This is a genomic window from Acidobacteriota bacterium (assembly GCA_033549365.1).
Classification (GTDB): Bacteria; Acidobacteriota; Aminicenantia; order Aminicenantales; family Saccharicenantaceae; genus JAWSUF01.
This window is the reverse complement of record JAWSUF010000001.1, coordinates 480,543-500,890: the sequence shown is the minus strand read 5'-3', so window position 1 is coordinate 500,890 and position 20,348 is coordinate 480,543. Positions and strand designations below refer to the sequence as shown.

The following is a 20,348-nucleotide window of genomic DNA, read 5'->3' as shown; positions in this document are numbered from 1 at the left end:
CGAAGATGACTACGGAGGCGAGAAGAATGAAAATTAAGGAAACCTGGCGGGAGGAGCTGGACGCCACCTTCGAACGCCTGGAGCGCATCGATAAGGAGAAGCGGCTCGAAGGTGAGCTGAAGGAGATTGAGCGCGGAATCGTGAGCCTGCTTTTCACCGTGCGGAACACCGTGACGCGAAAAGACGCGGCCGGCCTACTCGATGATGTTATCGAACGCCTGGATCGGCTGCAGCAGAAAGCCCGGCTGGGGCGAGAGGAGACCTAAGATCATGGACGCTCGTGACTTGATCGGTTCCGTTGAAAAGAATTCCGCGGAGATTGTCAGGGTCGGAATCTCGCGGTTCAAAGGAAACACCTATGTCGACATCAGGCTCTGGCTTCTCAATGAAGGAGGGAAAGATCCGGTGCCGACAAAGAAGGGTCTTTGCCTGAGGCCCGAAATTATCGAGGAGCTCCTCCCGATGCTGGAGAAGGCCGTTGTCAAGGCCCAGAGAATTGAACCGTCGGCTCACGAAGAACGCTCAATGCTCTAAACCAAAATGAGAGCCAGCGGGGGCGGCTACCGGGAAATGATTTTCGATTCCAGCCAGGCATCCACGTCGGCCTTACGGAATAGGACGCGCCGGCTGAGTTTAATGTGGGGAAGGCCCTCTTTCATGAGGCGCTCAAGGGTCGCCAGGCTGATCTTTAAATACTCGGCGATCTCCCGCTTTGTAAAATATCCCGTATCCATCTGGCGGGGATAATACCATGAAGCCGGAAAAAATTATAGCCGGGGTCTTGACAATGTCGTTTTATGTTGTATTATGTAGTATAGTGATGCATAAAAAAGACAATAACGAACGCCCGCGGAGCCGTATGATCAAGTCCGTTCGGGCGTGGTTAGACTCACCGCTGGGGATGTATCGGATCATTGAGCTCAATGACCCGACATGTCCGTTTCACCTGGAGAGAATCCGCAACTCCCAAAACAAGGGCGACGAGGTGTTGATGATCCGGGTGGTCGAGGGCCCCATCGCGGATCGGGATCGCCAACTATGCCATAATTACCGGTTGCCTGGCCGCATCTTCACGAAGGGCATAGTGAGCCGAACGCCGGGCGAGAAGAAATTCGATTTTGTGGAGATTTCCTGAAATGCCGTTTTTCTTAAATGAATCGTCAGCCGGGAGGGAATTGTTATGGACACATATTTGAAAATCAAAGACGTCTGCAGTCTGCTCAAGGTTGACCGGAGCACGGTGATTCGTTGGATCGACTCCGGGAAGCTCCGGGCCCACAAGCTCGGGGGGGGCAGACTTTGGAGGATCCGCGAGCGGGATCTTCGAAAATTCATTAACAAGGGGTGATTCATGAACGCTTCAAAGAATGGATTCGAGGTATTCCTCGAATTTGCCAAGGCCGAAGCCGCCAGGTATGGGGTCGATGAAATCAGCACCCGGGATCCGCGTGTCGCAACCACGCATCCCGACTGGCAGGAAGAGGAATCTTGGAAAGACGGCGCCTATGCACGGGTGAGCCAACCGCTCGGGGCTATCAGACCGCGGCTTCACTTCAACCCCAATGTTGACACGGCAGCTGCCGCCGAATATCTCACCAAGAGGCTGGGGTGTCGCATTTTTCCGGATGAGGTTTATTACTTCGCGCTTTTCCACGAGATCGGGCACATGGAGGTTCGCGGCACCCCGGTTGCCCTGCTGTTGCTGTCTCTCGATGGAAAGGATCTGCAGGCACCGATCAGGGAGTCAGAGAAAAACGCCGACGTCTGGGCGCTTCAAGAGCTGTTCAGCTGGCGACGGGAGAACTCGAGAGCTCAGGCGGCAGGCCGGCAATGACCCTTCTGACAAAAAAAGAACTCGCGGATCTTCTCCGGGTGTCCACGAAGTGCATCGACAAGTGGTGCGCCCAGCGGAAGATCCCGTTTATCCAGCTCCCTGGGTGTCGGCGGTTTGAAGTTCAGAAAATCAAGGGCTTTCTCCGGGCCCGGGAATTTGGGGGCGTGGCGGGCTCCAGAAATGCCAATGTTCCGCGCGAAGTTCATGCAGGAACAGGGGGGGTAAATTGAAAAATGCTGCCTCCGGTATGGATTGGGCCGGAATCGCGGCCCCAATGCGATCGCGTGCATTCCCGACGCATTGTGAGGCCCGGAGGTCGAGTTGAGAAAAAAGGGGGACGCCATGAAGCCGGAAAAGAACCTTATCTTCGTTCCCGGGATACAGGGGAAGCCGAGCCACTATCTCTCGGACATCACCCTGAATTATCGCCGGGTCCGGCGCTACGCCGGCCGGACGAAAGAAGAGGCGCGCGCCTTCCTGGCCAAGCTCCGGATTGCAGCCAGGGGCGGGAAGCTCGGCGAATTGATAGATCCGAAGCCGACCGGAGACGCGTTCGGAGCCTACGCTCGAGCTCTTCTCGATTCGGCAGAGTGGAAAGAGAAGAGATCCGCCCCGCGGAATGAAATTTCACTGAAGCATCTCAACCGTGCCTTTAAGAACTTTGCCCTGGGCGACATCACGCCCGGCGCCGTGCGGAAATACATCACGTCGCGGAGAGAGGCGGGCCTCAGCCCGGCCAGCATCAACCGAGAGATTTCGCTTTTGAAATCGGTCCTCTATGCCGCGGAGTATGACGGACTTATTGCCTCGAACCCGATCCGCGGCCGGCGGGTTAAAAAGCTCGAGGAAAACAACAGTCGCGAGAAGCTCATTCTCAAACTGAATCTCTCGGACCAAGACTTGATCCGGCTGTTGGACGCAGCTGCGCCGCACCTCAGGCCGATTTTGATGTTGGCGATCACCACCGGGATGAGAAAATCGGAAATTCTCAAGATGAGGTGGGAGGACATGAATCTCCGTTTGGGCACGATCCGGGTCCCGGCCGAGAACTCCAAGACAAAGCGTGAGCGCGTTATTCCCATCGACGGCCGGCTGATTGCGGAGCTTGACTCTTTAGAAAGAAAAAGTGATTATGTCTTCATGAATTTCGAGACCGGGAAGAACATCACGGAGATCAAGCGATCCTTTTCGACGGCGCTCCGGGCTGCGGGAATCGCGGGGCTCCGTTTCCATGACCTCCGGCACTTGGCCGCCTATCGTTTGGTGAAGGTGACGGACCTCGTGACGACCTCAAAGATCTTGGGGCACGCCTCGGTTCAAATGACCATGCGTTATGTTCATCCGACGGACACCGACAAACGGACGGCGATCGAGCGGGTGACGGAAAACCTGTTTCAATGTCGTCAAAATGTCGCCAGTGGTGAAAAAACAGGCTTTTTTGATGAGCCCGAAAAGGCCACTCAAACTCATTAGAATCAACAGCGTGCGCCCGTAGCTCAGCTGGATAGAGCGCTGGACTTCGAATCCAACGGTCGCAGGTTCGAATCCTGCCGGGCGCGCTTCTTTTTTCCCGTTTTTCAGAACGACTCGGAAGGGCGGCCTCAGGCTTCCCCGCCGATGATCGGAAGGGGTTGACGGGTTTTCCAGCGGCCACGCGTGAAATCGGGACACTTGACGGGCATGCTGCCGGAAGCGATGGATTGTTCACTGAGTTCGATCACGGCGCTGACGGTCACGCCGTCGTAGACGTCCATGTCGGTCGGACGGCCTTCCCGAAGGCACTGGACGAGCCGGTAATCCTCGATGAAATCCATGCCGCCGTGGCCGGCGCCCTTGGCCTGTTCGCTGAGCGATTTGATGAGAGGGTGTTCGTACTCATCACGGTAATTCGCGAGGTCCTCCCACCGGTGAGAGGGGCTTTTTCCTTCCAGGTAAAGTTTTTCCTCAGGGTATTTTCGGGCCAAGCCCTGGGTGCCCTGGATCAGGATTTTTCGACTGTAGGGGCGGGGAGCATTGGTGTCATGGGTGACCAGGATGGTCTGGCCTTTGCGGGTTTTGATCATGGTGTTGACGATGTCGCCGAGAGCATAGTCCGTTTTGGCCAGAGGGTGGTCCGGGCCGTGGCGTTTGACGGCTTCCAGGTGAAGACAGCGGGCGGGGCTGCTGAAGGACACCAGAAAATCGAAGGCATTGCCCCGGGTGATGTCCATCCACTGGGCGACCGGTCCCAGGCCGTGGGTGGGATAGAGATCCGCATTGCGCTTGATGGAATGCTGCAACCGCCAATCATGGGGATAATAGGCGGTTCCGAATTTGTAGCCGCGCAGATCATGGAGATAGCCGCATTCGGCGTGCAGGAGTTCGCCGAAGAGGCCCTGCCGGACCATGTTGAAAAGCATCAATTCGGTCCTGTCGTAATTGCAGTTTTCCATGATCACGCAGTGTTTTTTCTGTTTTTCCGCCGTTTCGACAAGCTTCCAGCAATCGTCCAGGGTCAGGACGCCGGGAATTTCGGTCGCGGCGTGTGAACCGGTTTCCATGGCCTTGATGCACACAGGCGTATGCCATTCCCAGGGCGTGGCATTGTAGACGAGGTCGAGTTCCTCCGTATCGCACATGCGTTTGAAGTCTTCCGGACCGTCGGCATAACCGACGGGAATGGGCCGGCCGGCTTTTTCAGCCTGGCTTTTCGCCCAGTCCACCCGCTCTTGGCGCATGTCGCAAACGGCCTTGATCTCGACGCCTTCGATACGCAGGAAATTCCGGAAATGCCCCGATCCCTGCATTCCGACGCCGACAAAGCCGACGCGGACCGTGGGAATCGGAGGAACGGCGAAATGATCGACAGGGGCGATGCCGCCGATTTGCGGCGGATGGGCCGCCGCATGGCGAAAGGCCAAATGGCCCAGGGCCGCACCCAATCCGGCGGCTCCGCCGGCCTTGAGGAAATCTCTCCGGTTAAAGGACTTGGGACGGGAGGCCGGATTGTCGCTCATGTCTCTGCCTTTCGGTCGGGCGGATGCGGTCAGCGCACGACTTTACGCAGTCTTTCGGCAAAGCCGCGATCAAGCTTTTCGAGAACCTTCAGGACTTCGCGCGCGCTGAAATGATCGTTGAGGTTGACGTAGCAAACGGCCAAGTTGAATTGGGCCGCGGCATTTTGGGGCTGAAGCGCGACGGTTCTGCGAAGAGGATCCAGCGCGTCCTCGAATTTTTTCATTTGCATGTATCCGACACCCATGGCCATCCAGCCGTTGGGGTCGTCGGGGGACAGATCGACATATTTCTTGTAGGCCTCCACGGATTCCGCCCAGTTCTTGAGCTGCATGTGGCAGGATCCGATATTGAACCAGGCGGCGCTGAAATCGGGATTGACTTCCAGGCTGCTCCGGAAGGCGTCGATGGCTTCCTTGTAACGATTGACTCTCTGAAGCATGAGGCCCAGGTTGTAACCTGCGTACTCATTTTGGGGATCCAGCTCAAAAATCTTCCTTGCGGCTTCGATGGCTTTTTCGGGCATGTCGGCCTCGTCGTACATCTTCAGAATCTGGCCGTAATAGGATTTGGCCTCATCGGGATTATTTTCCGCCAGCTTGGCGAATGTCTCCTCGGCCTTGTCCAAATTGCCGGTCTTCTGATAAGCCTCGGCCAGGCTGAAGGCGATCTTCGGGTCGTCCGGGTTGTGAAGCGCTGCGGCGGCAAAGGCTTCGACGGCCCGGTCATATTGCTCGAGTTTCATCCGGGTGTTGCCGAGTCGTTGATAGGCGGGCCAGACCTGTTCCGGGTTGAGATTGAGATAGGCATGAAAGATGTCGGCGGCCTTGGCAAAATCCCGGGTTTCCTCGTAGGCTCCCCCGAGATCGAAGAGGATCTGCAAGTTTCGGGGTTCGAGAGCCCGGGCCTTTTCCAGAACTTCGATCGCGTCGGCGTACCGCTGCATTCTCATGAAAACGGATCCCAACCGGGTGAGGGCATCCGCGCGCTTGGGATCGAGTTCAAGGACCTTCTGATAGGACGCGATCGACGCCGTGTAATCCCGCTGGTCCATGTAAATATCGGCCAGGGCCGAATGAACTTCAATCTGTTTCGGGTCCAGGCGTGCGGCTTTTTCCATATGGATGCGGGCGGCCATGAATTCGTTCATTCGTAAGGCCGCCTGGCCGGCGAATAAGGTGCCTTCTAGGGTTTCGAAGTAATCTTCGGTCTGACGGCTCTTGAAGGCCGTGGCGGCTGCGGTCCGCGACATTCCCTGAACGAAGGAGGCGGGAATGCCGATCCTGACGCCCCTCTCCAAAGAGACCATCATGGCCACGACCATGCCGTTCTCCGCAAGAATGACTCCGCCGCTGAAGGATTCGGGGGTCGAGGCCCCGATTTCGTAAAAGCGCCGAACGGAGTCGAACTGATGGGTGTTCCGAACAACCCCTTCCATGTGGGTCAATTCTCCCGACTCGTTGGCCCCGACGATCAGAACGCGGGTGCCTTTCTCGGGGTTCCACTCCGTATCCAAAGCAAGAGGAGCGGTTTTACCGCGGACTTTGATCAGGGCGGTGTTCATCTCCTTGTTGAAAGCGACGATCCCGTCCACCCGCACTTTTCGACCCTTGATGTTCAGAGCGTCGACGGAGTCGGCCCGGCTGATGACGTGGTAGGCTGTGGCGACCAATTCCTCAGTGACATGATAACCTGTCCCGCGTCCGACGGTCTCATTGTTGGCTCCGGTCGCGACAAGGGAAATCATGCCCGGGCCGGCTTTGTCGAAAAGCTTGGCATCGTCGTCCTGCAAGCATAAGAGGGGAGACGCGATCAGGGCGGCGATGATGGGGAACATAATGGCGTTGCGGAAAGGTTTCATGACACCTCCTATCAAAACTCATTGTAGTGAATTCATTCAAAACCCGTCAAGCTTTTTGACGATTTGCCGGATTTTGAGATAAAATGCCCTCAATCGGATATTGATCCTGCGGAGGCTCCATGGAACGACGAGGCATCATCCTGGCCGGCGGCAGCGGAAGCCGCCTCTATCCCGTGACCCGTAGCGTCAGCAAGCAACTGCTTCCCGTCTATGACAAGCCCATGGTCTATTATCCCTTGACGATTCTGATGCTGGCCGGCATTCGGGACATCCTGATCATTTCGACGCCTCAGGATCTTCCGCTCTACCGCCATCTTTTGGAAGACGGCGGCCGGTGGGGTCTCCGTCTCCGGTATGCCGAGCAGCCGCGTCCGGAAGGGCTGGCCCAAGCCTTTATCATCGGACGGGATTTCCTTCAGGGCGGTCCGGCCTGCCTCGTCCTCGGTGACAATATTTTCTATGGTCACGGGCTTCCGGAAGCCTTGAACCGGGCGGCCGAGCGTCGCGAGGGTGCCGTGATTTTCGGCTATTATGTCCGCGATCCCGAGCGATACGGCGTCATTGAATTCGACGGCGCGGGCCGTGTCCTGGGCATCGAGGAAAAGCCGGCCCGTCCGAAGTCGAACTATGCCGCCGTCGGTCTCTACTTCTACGACGAGAGGATCACAGACATTGCCTCCAAGATCCGCCCCTCGGCCCGCGGCGAATTGGAAATCACCGATGTGAACAACGCCTATCTCAAAGACGGAAGTCTCCATGTCCAGTTGCTGGGACGCGGCATCGCCTGGCTGGATACGGGAACTCCGGAAGCCATGCTTCAGGCCGGTGTTTTCGTTCAGACCGTTCAACAGCGCCAGGGCCTGATGATTTCATGCCCGGAGGAGATTGCATTTCGAAAGGGCTGGATCGACAGGGAGCAGCTCATGCAGTTGGCCGATCCCCTGGAGAAAAATCACTACGGCCAGTATCTGTTGCAGCTGGCCCGGGAGCACGAGGGATGAAAATCGTCGAGACCGATCTTCCCGGAGTCGTTCTTGTCGAACTGAAATCCTTCGCCGATTCCCGAGGCTATTTCATGGAGACGTGGAGCCGGGATCGCTATGCCGAGTTCGGTTTATCCGAGCCTTTTGTCCAGGACAATGTGTCTTTTTCCGCCAAAGGCGTGCTGCGGGGGCTTCATTTTCAGCATCCCCGCGGCCAGGGCAAGCTCGTCCAGGTTTTGTCGGGCGAGGTTTATGACGTCGCCGTCGATATCCGTCCGGATTCTCCATCCTTTGGGCGCTGGACCGGGCAAACCCTTTCCGATCAAAACCGCCTGCAGGTCTATGTTCCGGCCGGGTTCGCCCACGGTTTCTGTGTGCTCAGCGACTCGGCCCTCTTTGTCTACAAGTGCACGGAATTCTACGATCCAAAGACCGAGGGCGGGGTGCTGTGGAACGATCCTGATCTCGGCATCCGATGGCCGGTCGAACATCCCCTTGTTTCGGACAAGGACTCCCGTTTCCCCCGCCTCAAGGATATTCCTTTTGATTCTCTCCCCAAACGGGGCTAGTCCGCTCTTTTCTTGACAGACGGGATTCCGTCCCTTATCATCGAAGCACACGGATCATCCCGCTGAAGTTTGACGGTTCTCCATTTTTCGGAGAAGGAAAGCCTTTGAAAGGGTTTGAGAATGAGCATTTTGATGTCTTGTCTTGAAGGAAAAAAACCGAATTTCTGTGTGTTGGGCGCCGGGCACGGCGGCATGGCTATGGCCGGTCATCTGGCTCTCCTGGGTTTTACGGTGAACCTTTTCAACCGCACCGAGGCCAGGATCGTGCCCGTTCAAGAACGGGAAGGCATTTCACTGAGCGGCGAAGTCGAGGGATTCGGACGGGTGCGAAAAGCCACGTCCGAAATCGCCGAAGCTCTTGAAGACTCAGATATTCTCATGGTCGTGGTCCCCGCCTCGGGACATCGCTTCATGGCCGAAGTCTGTGCGCCCCATCTCCGGGACGGCCACGTCGTCGTGCTCAATCCCGGCCGGACTTTCGGCGCCCTCGAATTCAAACAGGTCCTTAAGCAGGAGGGCTGCACGGCGGACGTCATTGTCGGAGAAACCCAGAGCCTTCTCTATGCGTCCCGGGCCCTGGGACCCGGAGAAGCGAAAATCTTTCGCATCAAGAACTCCGTCCCCCTGGCCGCCATCCCCGCCTACAGGATTCCCGAAGTTCTCAAGATCGTCCGGCTGGCGTTCCCCCAGTTCGTTCCGGGAACCAACATCTTCAAGACGAGTTTCGATAATATCGGTGCCGTCTTCCATCCGGCCATCACCATTCTCAATGCTTCGTGGATCGAAGAACGGGTGGATTTTGAGTTTTACATGCAGGGGATCAGCGCTTCAGTCTGCACGATCATGGAGAGGATGGACGAGGAGCGTGTCGCCGTGGCTGCGGCCGTGGGGATCAACGCCATGACGGCAAGGGAGTGGCTCTACAGGGCCTATCATGCGACCGGAAAAAACCTCTACGACGCCATGATGGACAATCCCGGCTATCGCGATATCCAGGCACCCAAGACGCTGAGAGTCCGCTACATCACGGAAGACATTCCCATGAGCCTTGTTCCGATGGCTTCGCTGGGACGAATGCTGGAGATCCCCACACCGACGATGGATGCATTCATCCACCTGGCTTCGGTCATCCATAGTTGTGACTATATGACCGAGGGGCGGACGGTCGAGCGGCTGGGCATTGACGGCCTTTCCGTCCGGGAGCTTCGCATTCTGGCTCTCGGCGAGGAGGCGGGAGCGTGAAAACCGCAAAGGTTCTGGGCGCGTCCCTGGGCGCCTGCGTCCATGTCGCGGGCATCCAGGGATTTCTGAGGATGTGCGAGGACGAGGGGCATGAAACCGTCTTTTTGGGTCCGGCCGTGCCGCCCCGGGATCTTGCCCAAGCCGTGGAAAAGCACAATCCCGACATCGTTGCTGTGAGCTACCGCCTTACGCCGGAAGCCGCCGCGCCGCTTTTTCAGGAATTGAAGGGTCTCCTCGAAGATAAGATCCGGGGGGGATTGCGCTGCGTTTTCGGCGGCACGCCGCCGGCGGCCGCCGTCGCCGAACAATCGGGCCTTTTCGAACGCGTCTTCACCGGAACCGAGTCCCTGGACGAGATCCGGTCCTATATCCGTGGAGAAAAACATCAGACGGGTCCCGGAGACTATCCGGCGGATCTGGTCGGCCGGATCCGGAGTTTCCATCCCTATCCGCTGATCCGTCATCATTTCGGGCGGCCGACGCTGGAAGAAACCGTGGCCGGAGTGGAGAAGATTGCCGAAGCCGGAGTGCTGGACGTCCTGTCCATTGGTCCCGACCAGAACGCCCAGGCGAGTTTTTTCCGGCCGGCCGATAGGGATCCGGCCCAGGACGGGGCGGGCGGTGTGCCCCTGCGCCGGGCCGAGGACCTGGAGGCGATTTATGCCGCAACGCGCCGAGGCAATTTCCCGCTTGTCCGTTGTTACAGCGGGACGCGCGATCTCGACAAGTGGGCGGAGATGAGCCTGCGGACAATCCATATCGCCTGGGCGGCCATTCCCCTGTGCTGGTACAGCGATCTCGACGGCCGGTCGACCCGCCCCCTCAGGGAGGCCATGGCCGAAAACCTCCGGGTCATCCGCTGGTATGCTGAAAAGGGGACTCCGGTCGAGGTCAATGAATCGCATCAATGGAGCCTGCGGAACGCCCATGATGCCCTGGCCGTGACCATGGCTTTTCTGGCCGCCTACAATGCCAAGGCGGCGGGCGTTCGAAACTACGTGTCGCAATACATGTTCAATACACCGGCCGGGACTTCTCCGGCCATGGACCTGGCCAAGATGCTGGCCAAGATCGAACTGATCGAGGGTCTGGCCGACGAGAACTTCACCGTCTTCCGGGAAGTCCGGGCCGGGCTTTCGAGCATGCCGGCCGATTTTTCAGCCGCCAAGGGGCACCTGGCCGCATCCGGGGCCGTCAGCATGTCCCTCGCACCTCATATTTTCCATGTGGTCGGATTCAGCGAGGGGGATCACGCCGTGACGGCCGACGAACTCATCGAAAGCTGCAAAATTGCCCGCGGCGCTTTGGAACTCTGCCTGCTCGGTCTTCCCGACCCGGCCTGCGATCCCCGGGTTCAGGAAAGAAAGGCCGAATTGATCGCCGAAGCCGGGATTCTTCTCGAAGACTTGAAGGATCTTGGGCGTTCAGGCGCAGGAGATCCGTGGACGGATCCCGAAGTGATCGCCGGTGCGGTTGAAAAAGGGATTCTGGACACGCCTCACTTCAAAGGCCACCGTTACGCCCGAGGCCGTGTCGTCACCCGCATTGTCGACGGCGCCTGCCGGGCCGTCGATCCCCAAACGGGTGAATCGATGGCCGAGAGAGAACGGTTGGCCGCCTTGCAAAAGGAGAAATCATGAAACATAACGAAATCGAAAAAAATACCGAAAGGCCGCGGTTCTGAACCATGGCCGGAATCGCAGGAGTTGACAGGAAGGACGCGGGAACGCTCGTCCTCGCCATGCTGGACACCATGACCCACCGCGGTCCCGACGGTTGCCGAGTGCTGGCTGAAGACGACTTTGCCTTCGGCATGATCGCGCTATCCGCCGGGCCGAATGCCGCGGTTGAACCTTTGAGCCGAAATGGAAAGTCCGTTGTCTGGGACGGGGAACTCTATAATTTTGAGGCGCTTCGGTCTGAAGCGAATGTCGAGGCCGTTTCGGATGAAGACCTCCTTTTGAAACTTTACGAAAACGAAGGCCCGGGTTTTGTCGGACGCCTGAACGGACCGTTTGCCCTGGTTATCCGTGACGGTGACCGAATCCTTCTGGCCCGCGACGCCATGGGCCAGGCGCCCCTCTACTATGGTTACCGGGAAGGCCGGCTGTGTTTTGCCTCAGAGATGAAAGCGCTGCAAAAAGCGACCGGGGAAATCCAGGCCCTTCCTCCCGGCCATATTTTCGACGGCGAGCTTCAAGCTTTTGAGGTCAAGCCCCTGGATTCCGCAGTTCCGGAAGATGCCGGTTCCATTGCCTCGGCCCTCCTCCAGCGTTTGGAACGGGCTGTGGAAATTCGAGCGGCCGGCGATCAACCTCTCGGAAGCTGGCTGAGCGGAGGCCTCGATTCGGCGACCATGGCCGCTCTCGCCTCCCGCTATCGTTCGCCTCTTCTAACATTTTCCGCCGGAATGGTTGGCGCTCCCGACCTCGCTTTCGCCCGGAAGACGGCGGAATACCTGGGCACGCGGCACTTTGAGGTTCTCTACGGCGTCGACGATCTGCTGAAAATTCTGCCCCGCGTCATTTATCATCTCGAATCTTTCGATGCACCGCTTGTCCGGAGTTCTCTGGCCAATTTCCTTGTGGCCGAACTGGCCTCCCGGCATGTCAAGGCTGTTCTTTCCGGCGAGGGCGGCGACGAACTTTTCGCGGGTTACAGCTATCTCAAAGCCCTCTCGGGAGACGAGATCCCGGCCGCTTTGGCTCAGGCACAGGCGGCGCTTTCGAACACGGCGCTTCAGCGCGTCGACCGGATGGCCTCCGCCCATGGCACAAGGGCACGGACCTGTTTTCTCGATCCGGATGTCACGGCTTACGCCAACGCCATTCCGATGAAATGGAAGATCCATGAAAGCGGCAGCACCGAAAAATGGATCCTCCGGAAGGCTTTGGAAGGCCGCCTCCCCGAGGAGATTCGGATGCGGCCGAAGGAGAAATTCTGGTCGGGTTCGGGTATCGGCGACAAATTGGCCGAAGTCGCCGAAACGCGGATCAGCGATGAAGCGTTTGCCGCGGAAAAGGAGATCGCCCCCGGGCTTGTTCTTCCGTCCAAGGAGGATCTCTTCTATTACCGGATTTTCCGGGAATCTTTCCCCTCTCCGAAGGCGGTCGAAGCCCTGGGCATGACGATCCACAGACAGGGAAACTGATCCCGCCGTTTTATTGGGACGCCTTTTGGCCGGGGTTGCGCCATCGTGTATCATGGGTCTTCCATGAAAAACGGAGAGCGCAACATAAAAACAGCCGGTCGCCCGGCCGCCGCCATGACCGTAATTCTATGTCTTGCCGCTGCGGTGACCCTGGCTCATCCCGTTCCGGTCACCGGATCCGAAGAGACGTCCGCCGTGCCCCGCATCCGTTCCGAAGTCGAGATCGGTGCCGATCGTTTTGCCCGTCGATTTTTCCGGCCCACCGTTGAATTGACCTTTCCCGCCGGATCGTCCTTTTGGCATCTGGACATCCGCTTCGACCAGAAAACGAACAGCCGCCTCCAGGGAGAGATCGATTTCCGGATCAAAACCGGCTGGAGTTCTCCGGTCGGCCGGGGCTTTTTTCTCGAGGGCGATCTCATTCATTTTTGCCGCCATGTTACCTCGCGTCCCAATCCCGTCATCTTCGACATCAACGAACTGATAGCCCGCATCCGCTTCGCGTCCGATCATGTCACGGCCGGCCTGGGGCTGGGAACCTATCTCGGCAAAACCGGAGGATATCGCAGCCTGGCTCATATCCACGGCGCTTGGCCGAGGATTTTGGGTTCGGAATTTTCTCTCTCCGGGGAAGCCCGGCTTGTCAATTTTCAAACCCTTCTCCACGAAGCGGAACTCTCAGCCGCTCTCAACGACAACGTCGACCTCTTCGTCCGCAATGCCAGGACCTACAAAGACCGCAACATGACCTATGCCGGCCTTCGTTTCAAATCGGACGGTCTTGAAGACGCTCTATTCGAGCATCAGCATCTCCGGCTTCAGGCCTTTCCCGGGGACGGGATTCACAAAGTCAAGGCCGTCCCCGCTGTTGGATTGATCCTGTTCAACCGGCCCGACCGGCGTTTTCTTCTCCAGATCGAAACTCGGATTCCCGTACTCAAGGGCAACTCGTTCCTCGGCCGTTTCCGGCCCGATTCCATGCGTTATCCGCTGTCCCTTGTTTATGAGAGGCGGGCTGTTCCCGGTCTCTATGGTTTCGGATACGGGCGTCTCGATGTGGAGATGCCCCTCGATACCTCCACGGAAGGGGCCGTGGACCTGGGGTTTGGCCTTGGACTGAGGAATCAGTCGCATTTTAATCGGCTCGGCCGCCCTCTGCGGTTCGAAGTCCGGGGCGGATGGAATGTCCACAGGGATTTTGAAGCCGCTCTCCACCTGGGCCTGAACACAGTCGAAAAGCCGGTCGATTTCGGAGTCGATGTTTCAGGAGAATACGATTCAACGAAACGGGAAACGAGAATCCGGGTCTTCGGTGAAGTCGGTGGACCTGTGAAAATCCGGCCCTACGCCGGGATCGAAAGGCGCTGGTTTCGGAATGATTCCGGACAGAGTCGCGTCCGGTTCGTGATCGGAGTCGAGGTCATTCGCTGGGCTTCGTCTACTTTCCTTTGCGCACCATAAGCAAGCGATTCAGAATGCCCGTGCGGCCGCTCGGCGGCGCCGTGGGAAAAACGCCCTCGCGGGCTCTTCGGACATCCTCGACGGTGTAGAATGCCTTGGGGTTGACGCTGTGGATGATTTCGATGAGCTCGGGCAGATCCTTCCTTTTGATGATGGTGAACAGCACCGTGACGGGCCCCACCGCGCCTTCTCCTTCGAGAATGGTCAATCCGTACCCTCTGGATTTCAACTTGGCGATCATGTCCTCGGCGCCGGATTTGGCGATGACGCGGACGACCTGGGTGCCGATGGCCAGTCTGTTCTCGATGGCCATCCCGATGAAATTGCCTCCGGCGAATCCGGCCGCATAGGCGATATAGCACAGGGGATTGGTGAGATTCTTGAAAATCTGGCTGATGGCCAGGAGCCAGATCAGGACTTCAAAGAATCCCATGAGGGGCGCAAGGAACCGCTTGTCCCGGGAAATGAAGATGATCCGCAGCGTGCCCAGGGAAACGTCGATGATGCGGGCGCAGAAAATCAAAAGGGGCAGGATGATCCATTGGAAAACCGGGGAATTGAAGGCGTGTTCAAACATGTTGTTCCTTTACCCTTTAAGAATGCCTCAGCGGCGAAAAAAACGCAAATATCGACCCTCCAGGTTGCCGGTTTTCGATGACAAATCCGTGCGGGCCGGTTATAATTTCCCTGGAGGTGCCATATGAAAAAAGCCGTCATTCAAGTCCTGGTTCTCGTTTTTGCCTTGTCCCTTTTCGCCGCGACCACGCCGGAGGAAAGATTCCAGTCCTTCTCCCGGCATACGGCCATGCAGGCCGAGAGTCCGTTCCGGGCGCTCGAATGGCGGAGCGTCGGCCCCTATTTCATGGGCGGCCGCATCTGTGACATCGCAGGCTGGGCTTCCGATCCCCATCGGATCCTTGTCGCCGCAGCGTCCGGTGGGCTTTGGCTCACGGAAAACAGGGGAACCACCTGGACGCCGCTTTTCGAAAACCAGCCGGCCGTTGGGTTCGGTGATATCGCCGTTTCGGAAAAGGATAAAAATCTGATCTGGGCCGGAACGGGCGAGGAAAACTCTTCAAGAAGCTCCTATGCCGGAACCGGCGTCTATAAGAGCACGGACGGCGGCAAATCCTGGACTCATATGGGGCTGGCCGACACTCAGCACATCGGTGAAGTCCTCATCCATCCCGAAGATACCGAAATCGTTTATGTCGCCGCGATCGGCCGTCTCTATACGGAAAACGAGGAGCGGGGTGTCTTCAAGACGACGGACGGCGGAAAAACCTGGGAGAAAATCCTCTATGTTTCGCCGCGGACGGGCGTCATCGATCTGGCCATGCACCCGAAGAACCCCGAAATCCTGTTGGCCGCCGCCTGGGAAAGAGACCGGAAGGCCTGGCATTTCACCGGAAGCGGGGAGGAGAGCGCGATCTACAAGACGACGGACGGCGGGAAAACCTGGCGCAAAGTCGTCGAGGGGTTTCCCCAGGGCGAACATGTCGGCCGGATCGGCCTGAGATTCAGCCGGTCGAATCCCGATATCGTTTACGCCTTTCATGATAACCAGGCTCCTCGGCCCGTGGCCCGGCGGCCGGGAGAAGGGCGGACGGCCGATCTTACGGCGGAAAGCCTGAAAACGATGGATGTTGAGGCATTCCTGAAGATCGAGGACGCCCGCCTGGAGTCCCTTCTCCGATCCTCGGGCGCCCCACGTGTCTTCACCGCCAAGGCCGTCAAGGAAGCCGTTCGGAACGGTGAGATCACGCTTCCGGACCTGGCCGATATCCTGATCGGCGGGGCCAACGCCGCCCTCTTCGCCGCCCAGGTCAAGGGAGCCGAGGTTTACAGAAGCGATGACGGCGGCGAGAGCTGGAAACGGACCCATGAGGAGGACCTCCCGGCCGGAATCGTCCATACCTACGGCTATTATTTCGGCAAAATGGCCGTCGATCCCAAAGACGAGAACACCGTCTATATTCTGGGTGTCCCGGCCATGAAATCGACCGACGGAGGCCGGACCTTCAAGGAAATCCCCGAAGCCGGCGGAAGCTACGGCACCGGCCTGTTCGATGTCCATCCCGACCACCACGCCCTGTGGATCGACCCCAACGACCCGGATGTCCTCTGGTTGGGGAACGACGGCGGTTTGAACGTCTCCTACGATGCCGGACGAACCTTTCAGAAAATCAACAACATCCCTCTGGCCCAATGCTACACCGTCGCTTTCGACATGCAGACTCCTTACAATATTTACACCGGCCTTCAGGACAACGGTGTCAATATGGGTCCCAGCGATTTCGTCTTCGGACGGAGGGACAAACAGTGGCGGATGATCCTGGGCGGTGACGGCGCCTTCGTTCAGCCCGATCTTCAGGATCCCGACACGGTTTATGCGGCCTTTCAGTTCGGCAGTATCTTCCGCCTCAACCTGGCCGAGGAAAGCCGGGGTCAAAGCATTCGTCCCGATTTGAAGACCGTCCAGCCTCCCTACAGGTTCAACTGGCTCACGCCGTTCATGATTTCACGGCACAATCCTTATACCCTCATTCTGGGGGCGAACAAGATTCTGAAGAGTGTCGACCGGGGAGACAACTGGATCGAGATCTCTCCCGACCTGACCGATCGGAAGAACATTGACGGGAATGTGCCTTTCGCCACCATCACGGCCCTCGACGAGTCGCCCCTGACCCCCGAGGTCATCTATGCCGGAACGGACGACGGAAACGTCTGGGTGACGAAAAACATGGGCAAATCCTGGGACAGCATCATCGAAGGCCTGCCGAAGAAATGGGTTACCCGGATCGAAGCCTCCCGTTTCGCTCCCGGACGCGTCTACCTGACCATGATCGGGTACCGCGAGGACGATTTCCGAACCTACGTCTTTTCATCGGAAGATTACGGTGCAACCTGGACCTCGATCGAGGGCAATCTCCCCGAGGAGGGCGTAAATGTCATCCGGGAGGATCTCGAAAACGAAAACGTGCTCTACCTGGGGACGGACCTGACCGCTTATGTCAGTCTCGACAGGGGACGGACATGGCATTCCCTGAGATGCAACCTGCCCGTCCAGGCCGTCTATGACATGCGCATCCATCCCAGGGAAAAAGACCTGATCATCGGGACGCACGGCCGCGGCGTCTTCGTCATGCCCGTCGAAAAAATCCAGAAGTTGACGCCCGAAGTGCTGAAGAAAGAGGCTCATCTCTACCCGATCCCGGAAACCCGGATTGTGCCGCAGTATTTCGGCGCTCCGGGAAGAGCCCGGATCGAATTCTGGGCCTCCGCCGCGGGACCGGCGACGATCATGGTCAAGGATCAGGCCGGAGCCTTGGTCAAGAGCCTGAACGTTCAAGCCGTTATGGGCATGAACATCGTGGAATGGGACCTCATCCCGGAAGGAAGCAAGGCGCCGGTCAAGCCGGGCGAATACTCGGTCGAACTCCGGGTCGGCAAAATGGTGGAGAGGGGAGCCCTCAAAGTCGAAGCCTTTCAATTTATGCGATAGTCGGGACTGTGCGTTAATAGAGCCGGATTTTTATTCTTTCCTAATTCCGGCTCTATGAACCCTTCGGGCGAGCCGATCTCGCCATTCCGACTGCGTTGCAGCCTGCTCGACGTAGCTCAACTACGCCTTCGCAAGCTGCTTCCTTGTCGGAACGGCAATCTCGACCCGCGCACACCCCCTTTGCCGGGGCTGGCGTTTTCACCTTAATATCCCTTACAACGAGGCTTCCGCAGGGCGCCCCGAGCCCATAAAGCGGAAGCAGGATGGATCAGGATTTTGACCGGTTGGACGGCGCCCAGGCAAATGCCACCATTTGCTGGTCGTCCCGCTCCAGAGGCTCGCGCTCGAATCCGCCGAGGATCTCCCAGCGGGCGAATCCGGCGCAGCGGAAGAGCAGTTCGAATTCGTGGAAGTAGACCCATCGTTGGCGGGTCTGGAGTTTGCGGGATTCGATGAGGTTCCCGCCGGGCCCGACGATCTGATATTCGGCGATGGAATCCTGGATCTGATGGACCCGGTCTTTTTGCCGGGTGTCGAAAAGGCGGATGGTGTTTTTTGTCCCGGGAATGGAGGCTTCAATTTCGAGTTCGGGGCGGCCGTCCTCGCCGGTCCAATAGGCCTGTCCGGGATAGGACATGTGGATGACGACCGCGCCGCCGGGTGCCAGGCTGCGCCGGCAGCAGCGGAGGACGGCCAGTTGGTCGTCCTGGGTTTCCGCGTGGGCGAATCCGTTGAAGGGGATGAAAATTCTCCGATAGCGTCGCTTCATGCGGAACCGCCGCATGTCCTTAAGGTGAAGAACAGGAGTGAGGTCCCGGGCCGCAGCCTTGGCTTTTAGGCGATGGAGCATGGGGTGGCTTTCGTCCAGGCCTTCAGCATCGAGCCCCGCCTCAAGGAGAGGCAGAAGCACCCGCCCTGTTCCGCAGCCGATCTCCAGAACCGGACCGCCGCCGTCCCATCCCTCGGCGATCCAGAAGGGAATGTCGAAGTCGATGTCGTCGAAGGCCAGGTCGTAGAAATCGGGGGCTTCATAGGGAGACGGAAGTCTCATGCGTCTTTCCGCGGTCAGCTTTTCTCTGCCTTGACGGTTTCGAAAAGGCGGCCGACGGCGGCCGGATCGATACGCTCGGCCAGCCGTTCATAAGGCTTGACGGTTTTCGGGGCCGGGACGGCCGCGATGTCGGACCAGGTTAAGGGCGGGAGATTGAGGAAACTTTCGATTCCGGCGGCGATCCGCGGCAGGACGGGTTTCAAAAGGCCGCCCAGCATGGCCAGTGCCGAAAGCGCCGCCGTGCAGGTTTGCCGGGCTTTTTCCGGATCGGTTTTGACCGATTCCCAGGGGGCGGCGTCATTGATGTGCTTGTTGACCTGGTCAGCCAGGTTCATGATTTCGCGCATGGCCTTGCCGAATTCGAGAGCCTCATAATAATCGGCCAGGCTGTTTGCGGATTTTCGGATGTTTTCCAGGAGCGCGGCGCCGGATGTGTCGGGGGTGGACAGGCGTCCGTCCAGGCCTGACGCGGCGATGCGGCCGACGCGGCTGGCGATATTGACGACTTTGCCGACGATGTCCGCGTTGACTTTGAGGACGAAATCGTCGAGGTTGAGATCGACGTCCTCGGGCGCCGGCCCGAGTTTCGAGGCGTAATAATAACGCAGAAACTCCGGATTGAGGTGTTTCAGAAAGTCGGCGGCCCGGATGAACGTCCCGCGGCTTTTGGACATTTTTTCTCCGTTGACGGTCAGGAAGCCGTGAACGTGGACCCGGGTCGGCGTCGTGAAACCGGCCGTCATGAGCATGGCCGGCCAGAAAAGCGTGTGGAAATAGAGAATGTCCTTGCCGATGAAGTGATGGATTTCGTATTCCCCCCGTCTCCAGATGGCCTCGAAATCGGCGCCCGTCCGGTCGCACCAGTTTTTCGTCGCGGCGATGTAGCCGATGGGGGCGTCCATCCAAACGTAGAAATATTTGTCCTCGGTTCCGGGGATCTTGAAACCGAAATAGGGGGCGTCGCGGGAGATGTCCCAGTCGCGGATGCCCTGGCCGAACCATTCGTCGAGCTTGCGGACGAGTTCGGGACGAAGGTGTCCTCCCCGGACCCATCGGCTGAGCTCATCCGTCATGGCCGAGAGACGGAAGTAGTGATGGATGGATTTTCTGAAAACCGGCCGGCCGCCGCAGATCGCGCAGGTCGGTCCGGCAAGACGGGTCGGGTCATAAGTTGCCGAACAGGACTCGCAGGCGTCGCCGTATTGGTCCTCCGTCCCGCAGACCGGGCAGGCGCCCTTGATCATCCGGTCGGGCAGAAACAGGCCGTCCTTTTCGCAGAAGTACTGCTCGATCTCCTTCTCGTAAATCAGTCCCTTCTTCTTGGCTTCGGAATAGATGAACTCGGCCAGAATGCGGTTTTCCTCGGAGTTCGTCGTGTAATAATTGTCGAAGGCGACATGAAAAGCGGCGAAATCCTCGGTGTGTTCCCTGTGCATGCGGTCGATGAGCTCTTCGGGCGTGATGCCGAGGGATCGGGCGCTGATCATGACGGGGGTTCCGTGGGTGTCGTCGGCGCACATGTAAAGACATTCATGCCCGCGCATTTTCTGAAAGCGGACCCAGATGTCCGTCTGAATGTATTCCACAAGGTGCCCCAGGTGAATGCTGCCGTTGGCATAGGGGAGGGCGCTCGTGACGAGGATGCGGCGTCGGTCCTTCATCAGCATTCCTTTCTTCAACTTGCGATGTGACCCGGT

The 20,348-nt window shown here is 58.3% G+C and carries 19 protein-coding genes and 1 tRNA gene; 14 read left to right on the top strand and 6 right to left on the bottom strand.

Annotated features, from left to right (window positions below; translation table 11 throughout):
- The first annotated feature begins 26 nt into the window (after positions 1–26).
- A complete protein-coding gene (locus tag SCM96_02280; protein ID MDW7759446.1) occupies positions 27–266 on the top strand; it encodes a hypothetical protein in 240 nt (79 codons plus the stop codon).
- A gap of 4 nt (positions 267–270) precedes the next feature.
- Positions 271–534 (top strand): transcriptional coactivator p15/PC4 family protein, encoded by a 264-nt coding sequence (locus SCM96_02275; protein ID MDW7759445.1) that lies wholly within the window; start codon positions 271–273, stop codon positions 532–534.
- A gap of 26 nt (positions 535–560) precedes the next feature.
- Here SCM96_02275 and SCM96_02270 read toward each other — a convergent pair whose 3' ends face one another.
- Entirely contained in the window at positions 561–734 is a 174-nt protein-coding gene (locus SCM96_02270; protein MDW7759444.1) for a helix-turn-helix domain-containing protein, read from the bottom strand.
- A 17-nt stretch (positions 735–751) separates the two neighbouring features.
- Here SCM96_02270 and SCM96_02265 point away from each other — a divergent pair, with 17 nt between their 5' ends.
- From SCM96_02265 to SCM96_02245, 5 genes are all read left to right on the top strand, one after another.
- A complete protein-coding gene (locus SCM96_02265; GenBank protein ID MDW7759443.1) occupies positions 752–1,135 on the top strand; it encodes a hypothetical protein in 384 nt (127 codons plus the stop codon).
- A gap of 45 nt (positions 1,136–1,180) precedes the next feature.
- On the top strand, positions 1,181–1,348 hold the full coding sequence (locus SCM96_02260; protein MDW7759442.1) for a helix-turn-helix domain-containing protein: 168 nt from the start codon (positions 1,181–1,183) through the stop codon (positions 1,346–1,348).
- A gap of 3 nt (positions 1,349–1,351) precedes the next feature.
- Entirely contained in the window at positions 1,352–1,834 is a 483-nt protein-coding gene (locus SCM96_02255; GenBank protein ID MDW7759441.1) for a hypothetical protein, read from the top strand.
- Between the two features lie 321 nt (positions 1,835–2,155).
- Positions 2,156–3,307, top strand: a complete 1,152-nt coding sequence (locus SCM96_02250; protein ID MDW7759440.1) for a tyrosine-type recombinase/integrase — start codon at positions 2,156–2,158, stop codon at positions 3,305–3,307.
- A gap of 12 nt (positions 3,308–3,319) precedes the next feature.
- Positions 3,320–3,393 (top strand) — tRNA-Arg (locus SCM96_02245).
- A 42-nt stretch (positions 3,394–3,435) separates the two neighbouring features.
- Here SCM96_02245 and SCM96_02240 read toward each other — a convergent pair.
- A complete protein-coding gene (locus SCM96_02240) occupies positions 3,436–4,830 on the bottom strand; it encodes a Gfo/Idh/MocA family oxidoreductase (protein ID MDW7759439.1) in 1,395 nt (464 codons plus the stop codon).
- 29 nt (positions 4,831–4,859) lie between these two features.
- A complete protein-coding gene (locus SCM96_02235) occupies positions 4,860–6,689 on the bottom strand; it encodes a tetratricopeptide repeat protein (protein ID MDW7759438.1) in 1,830 nt (609 codons plus the stop codon).
- Between the two features lie 119 nt (positions 6,690–6,808).
- Here SCM96_02235 and rfbA point away from each other — a divergent pair, with 119 nt between their 5' ends.
- From rfbA to SCM96_02205, 6 genes are all read left to right on the top strand, one after another.
- On the top strand, positions 6,809–7,690 hold the full coding sequence (gene rfbA / locus SCM96_02230; GenBank protein ID MDW7759437.1) for a glucose-1-phosphate thymidylyltransferase RfbA: 882 nt from the start codon (positions 6,809–6,811) through the stop codon (positions 7,688–7,690).
- Positions 7,687–8,241, top strand: a complete 555-nt coding sequence (gene rfbC, locus SCM96_02225) for a dTDP-4-dehydrorhamnose 3,5-epimerase (GenBank protein MDW7759436.1) — start codon at positions 7,687–7,689, stop codon at positions 8,239–8,241. Before rfbA ends, rfbC begins: the two co-directional genes overlap by 4 nt.
- A gap of 132 nt (positions 8,242–8,373) precedes the next feature.
- The gene (locus tag SCM96_02220; protein MDW7759435.1) at positions 8,374–9,483 is read left to right on the top strand and encodes an NAD/NADP octopine/nopaline dehydrogenase family protein; all 1,110 of its coding nucleotides are present in this window, start codon (positions 8,374–8,376) and stop codon (positions 9,481–9,483) included.
- Positions 9,480–11,123 (top strand): cobalamin-dependent protein, encoded by a 1,644-nt coding sequence (locus SCM96_02215; GenBank protein ID MDW7759434.1) that lies wholly within the window; start codon positions 9,480–9,482, stop codon positions 11,121–11,123. The genes SCM96_02220 and SCM96_02215 overlap by 4 nt, the downstream gene beginning before the upstream one ends.
- A gap of 47 nt (positions 11,124–11,170) precedes the next feature.
- Positions 11,171–12,634 (top strand): asparagine synthase-related protein, encoded by a 1,464-nt coding sequence (locus tag SCM96_02210; protein ID MDW7759433.1) that lies wholly within the window; start codon positions 11,171–11,173, stop codon positions 12,632–12,634.
- Positions 12,635–12,697: 63 nt separating this feature from the next.
- Positions 12,698–14,095, top strand: a complete 1,398-nt coding sequence (locus SCM96_02205; protein ID MDW7759432.1) for a hypothetical protein — start codon at positions 12,698–12,700, stop codon at positions 14,093–14,095.
- Here SCM96_02205 and SCM96_02200 read toward each other — a convergent pair.
- Positions 14,073–14,672: a DUF2179 domain-containing protein gene (locus SCM96_02200; protein MDW7759431.1), complete on the bottom strand. Its 600-nt coding sequence runs from the start codon at positions 14,670–14,672 to the stop codon at positions 14,073–14,075. The two genes, SCM96_02205 and SCM96_02200, sit on opposite strands and share 23 nt — an antisense overlap.
- 123 nt (positions 14,673–14,795) lie before the next feature.
- Between SCM96_02200 and SCM96_02195 the strand changes: the two genes are divergently transcribed.
- On the top strand, positions 14,796–17,600 hold the full coding sequence (locus SCM96_02195; protein ID MDW7759430.1) for a glycosyl hydrolase: 2,805 nt from the start codon (positions 14,796–14,798) through the stop codon (positions 17,598–17,600).
- A 268-nt stretch (positions 17,601–17,868) separates the two neighbouring features.
- On the opposite strand, the gene SCM96_02190 is transcribed toward SCM96_02195, so the two are convergent.
- Together SCM96_02190 and metG are read right to left on the bottom strand one after the other, a co-directional pair.
- Complete coding sequence (locus SCM96_02190) at positions 17,869–18,651, bottom strand: class I SAM-dependent methyltransferase (protein MDW7759429.1); 783 nt, start codon at positions 18,649–18,651, stop codon at positions 17,869–17,871.
- A gap of 14 nt (positions 18,652–18,665) precedes the next feature.
- Entirely contained in the window at positions 18,666–20,312 is a 1,647-nt protein-coding gene (gene metG, locus SCM96_02185) for a methionine--tRNA ligase (protein MDW7759428.1), read from the bottom strand.
- Positions 20,313–20,348: the final 36 nt, after the last annotated feature.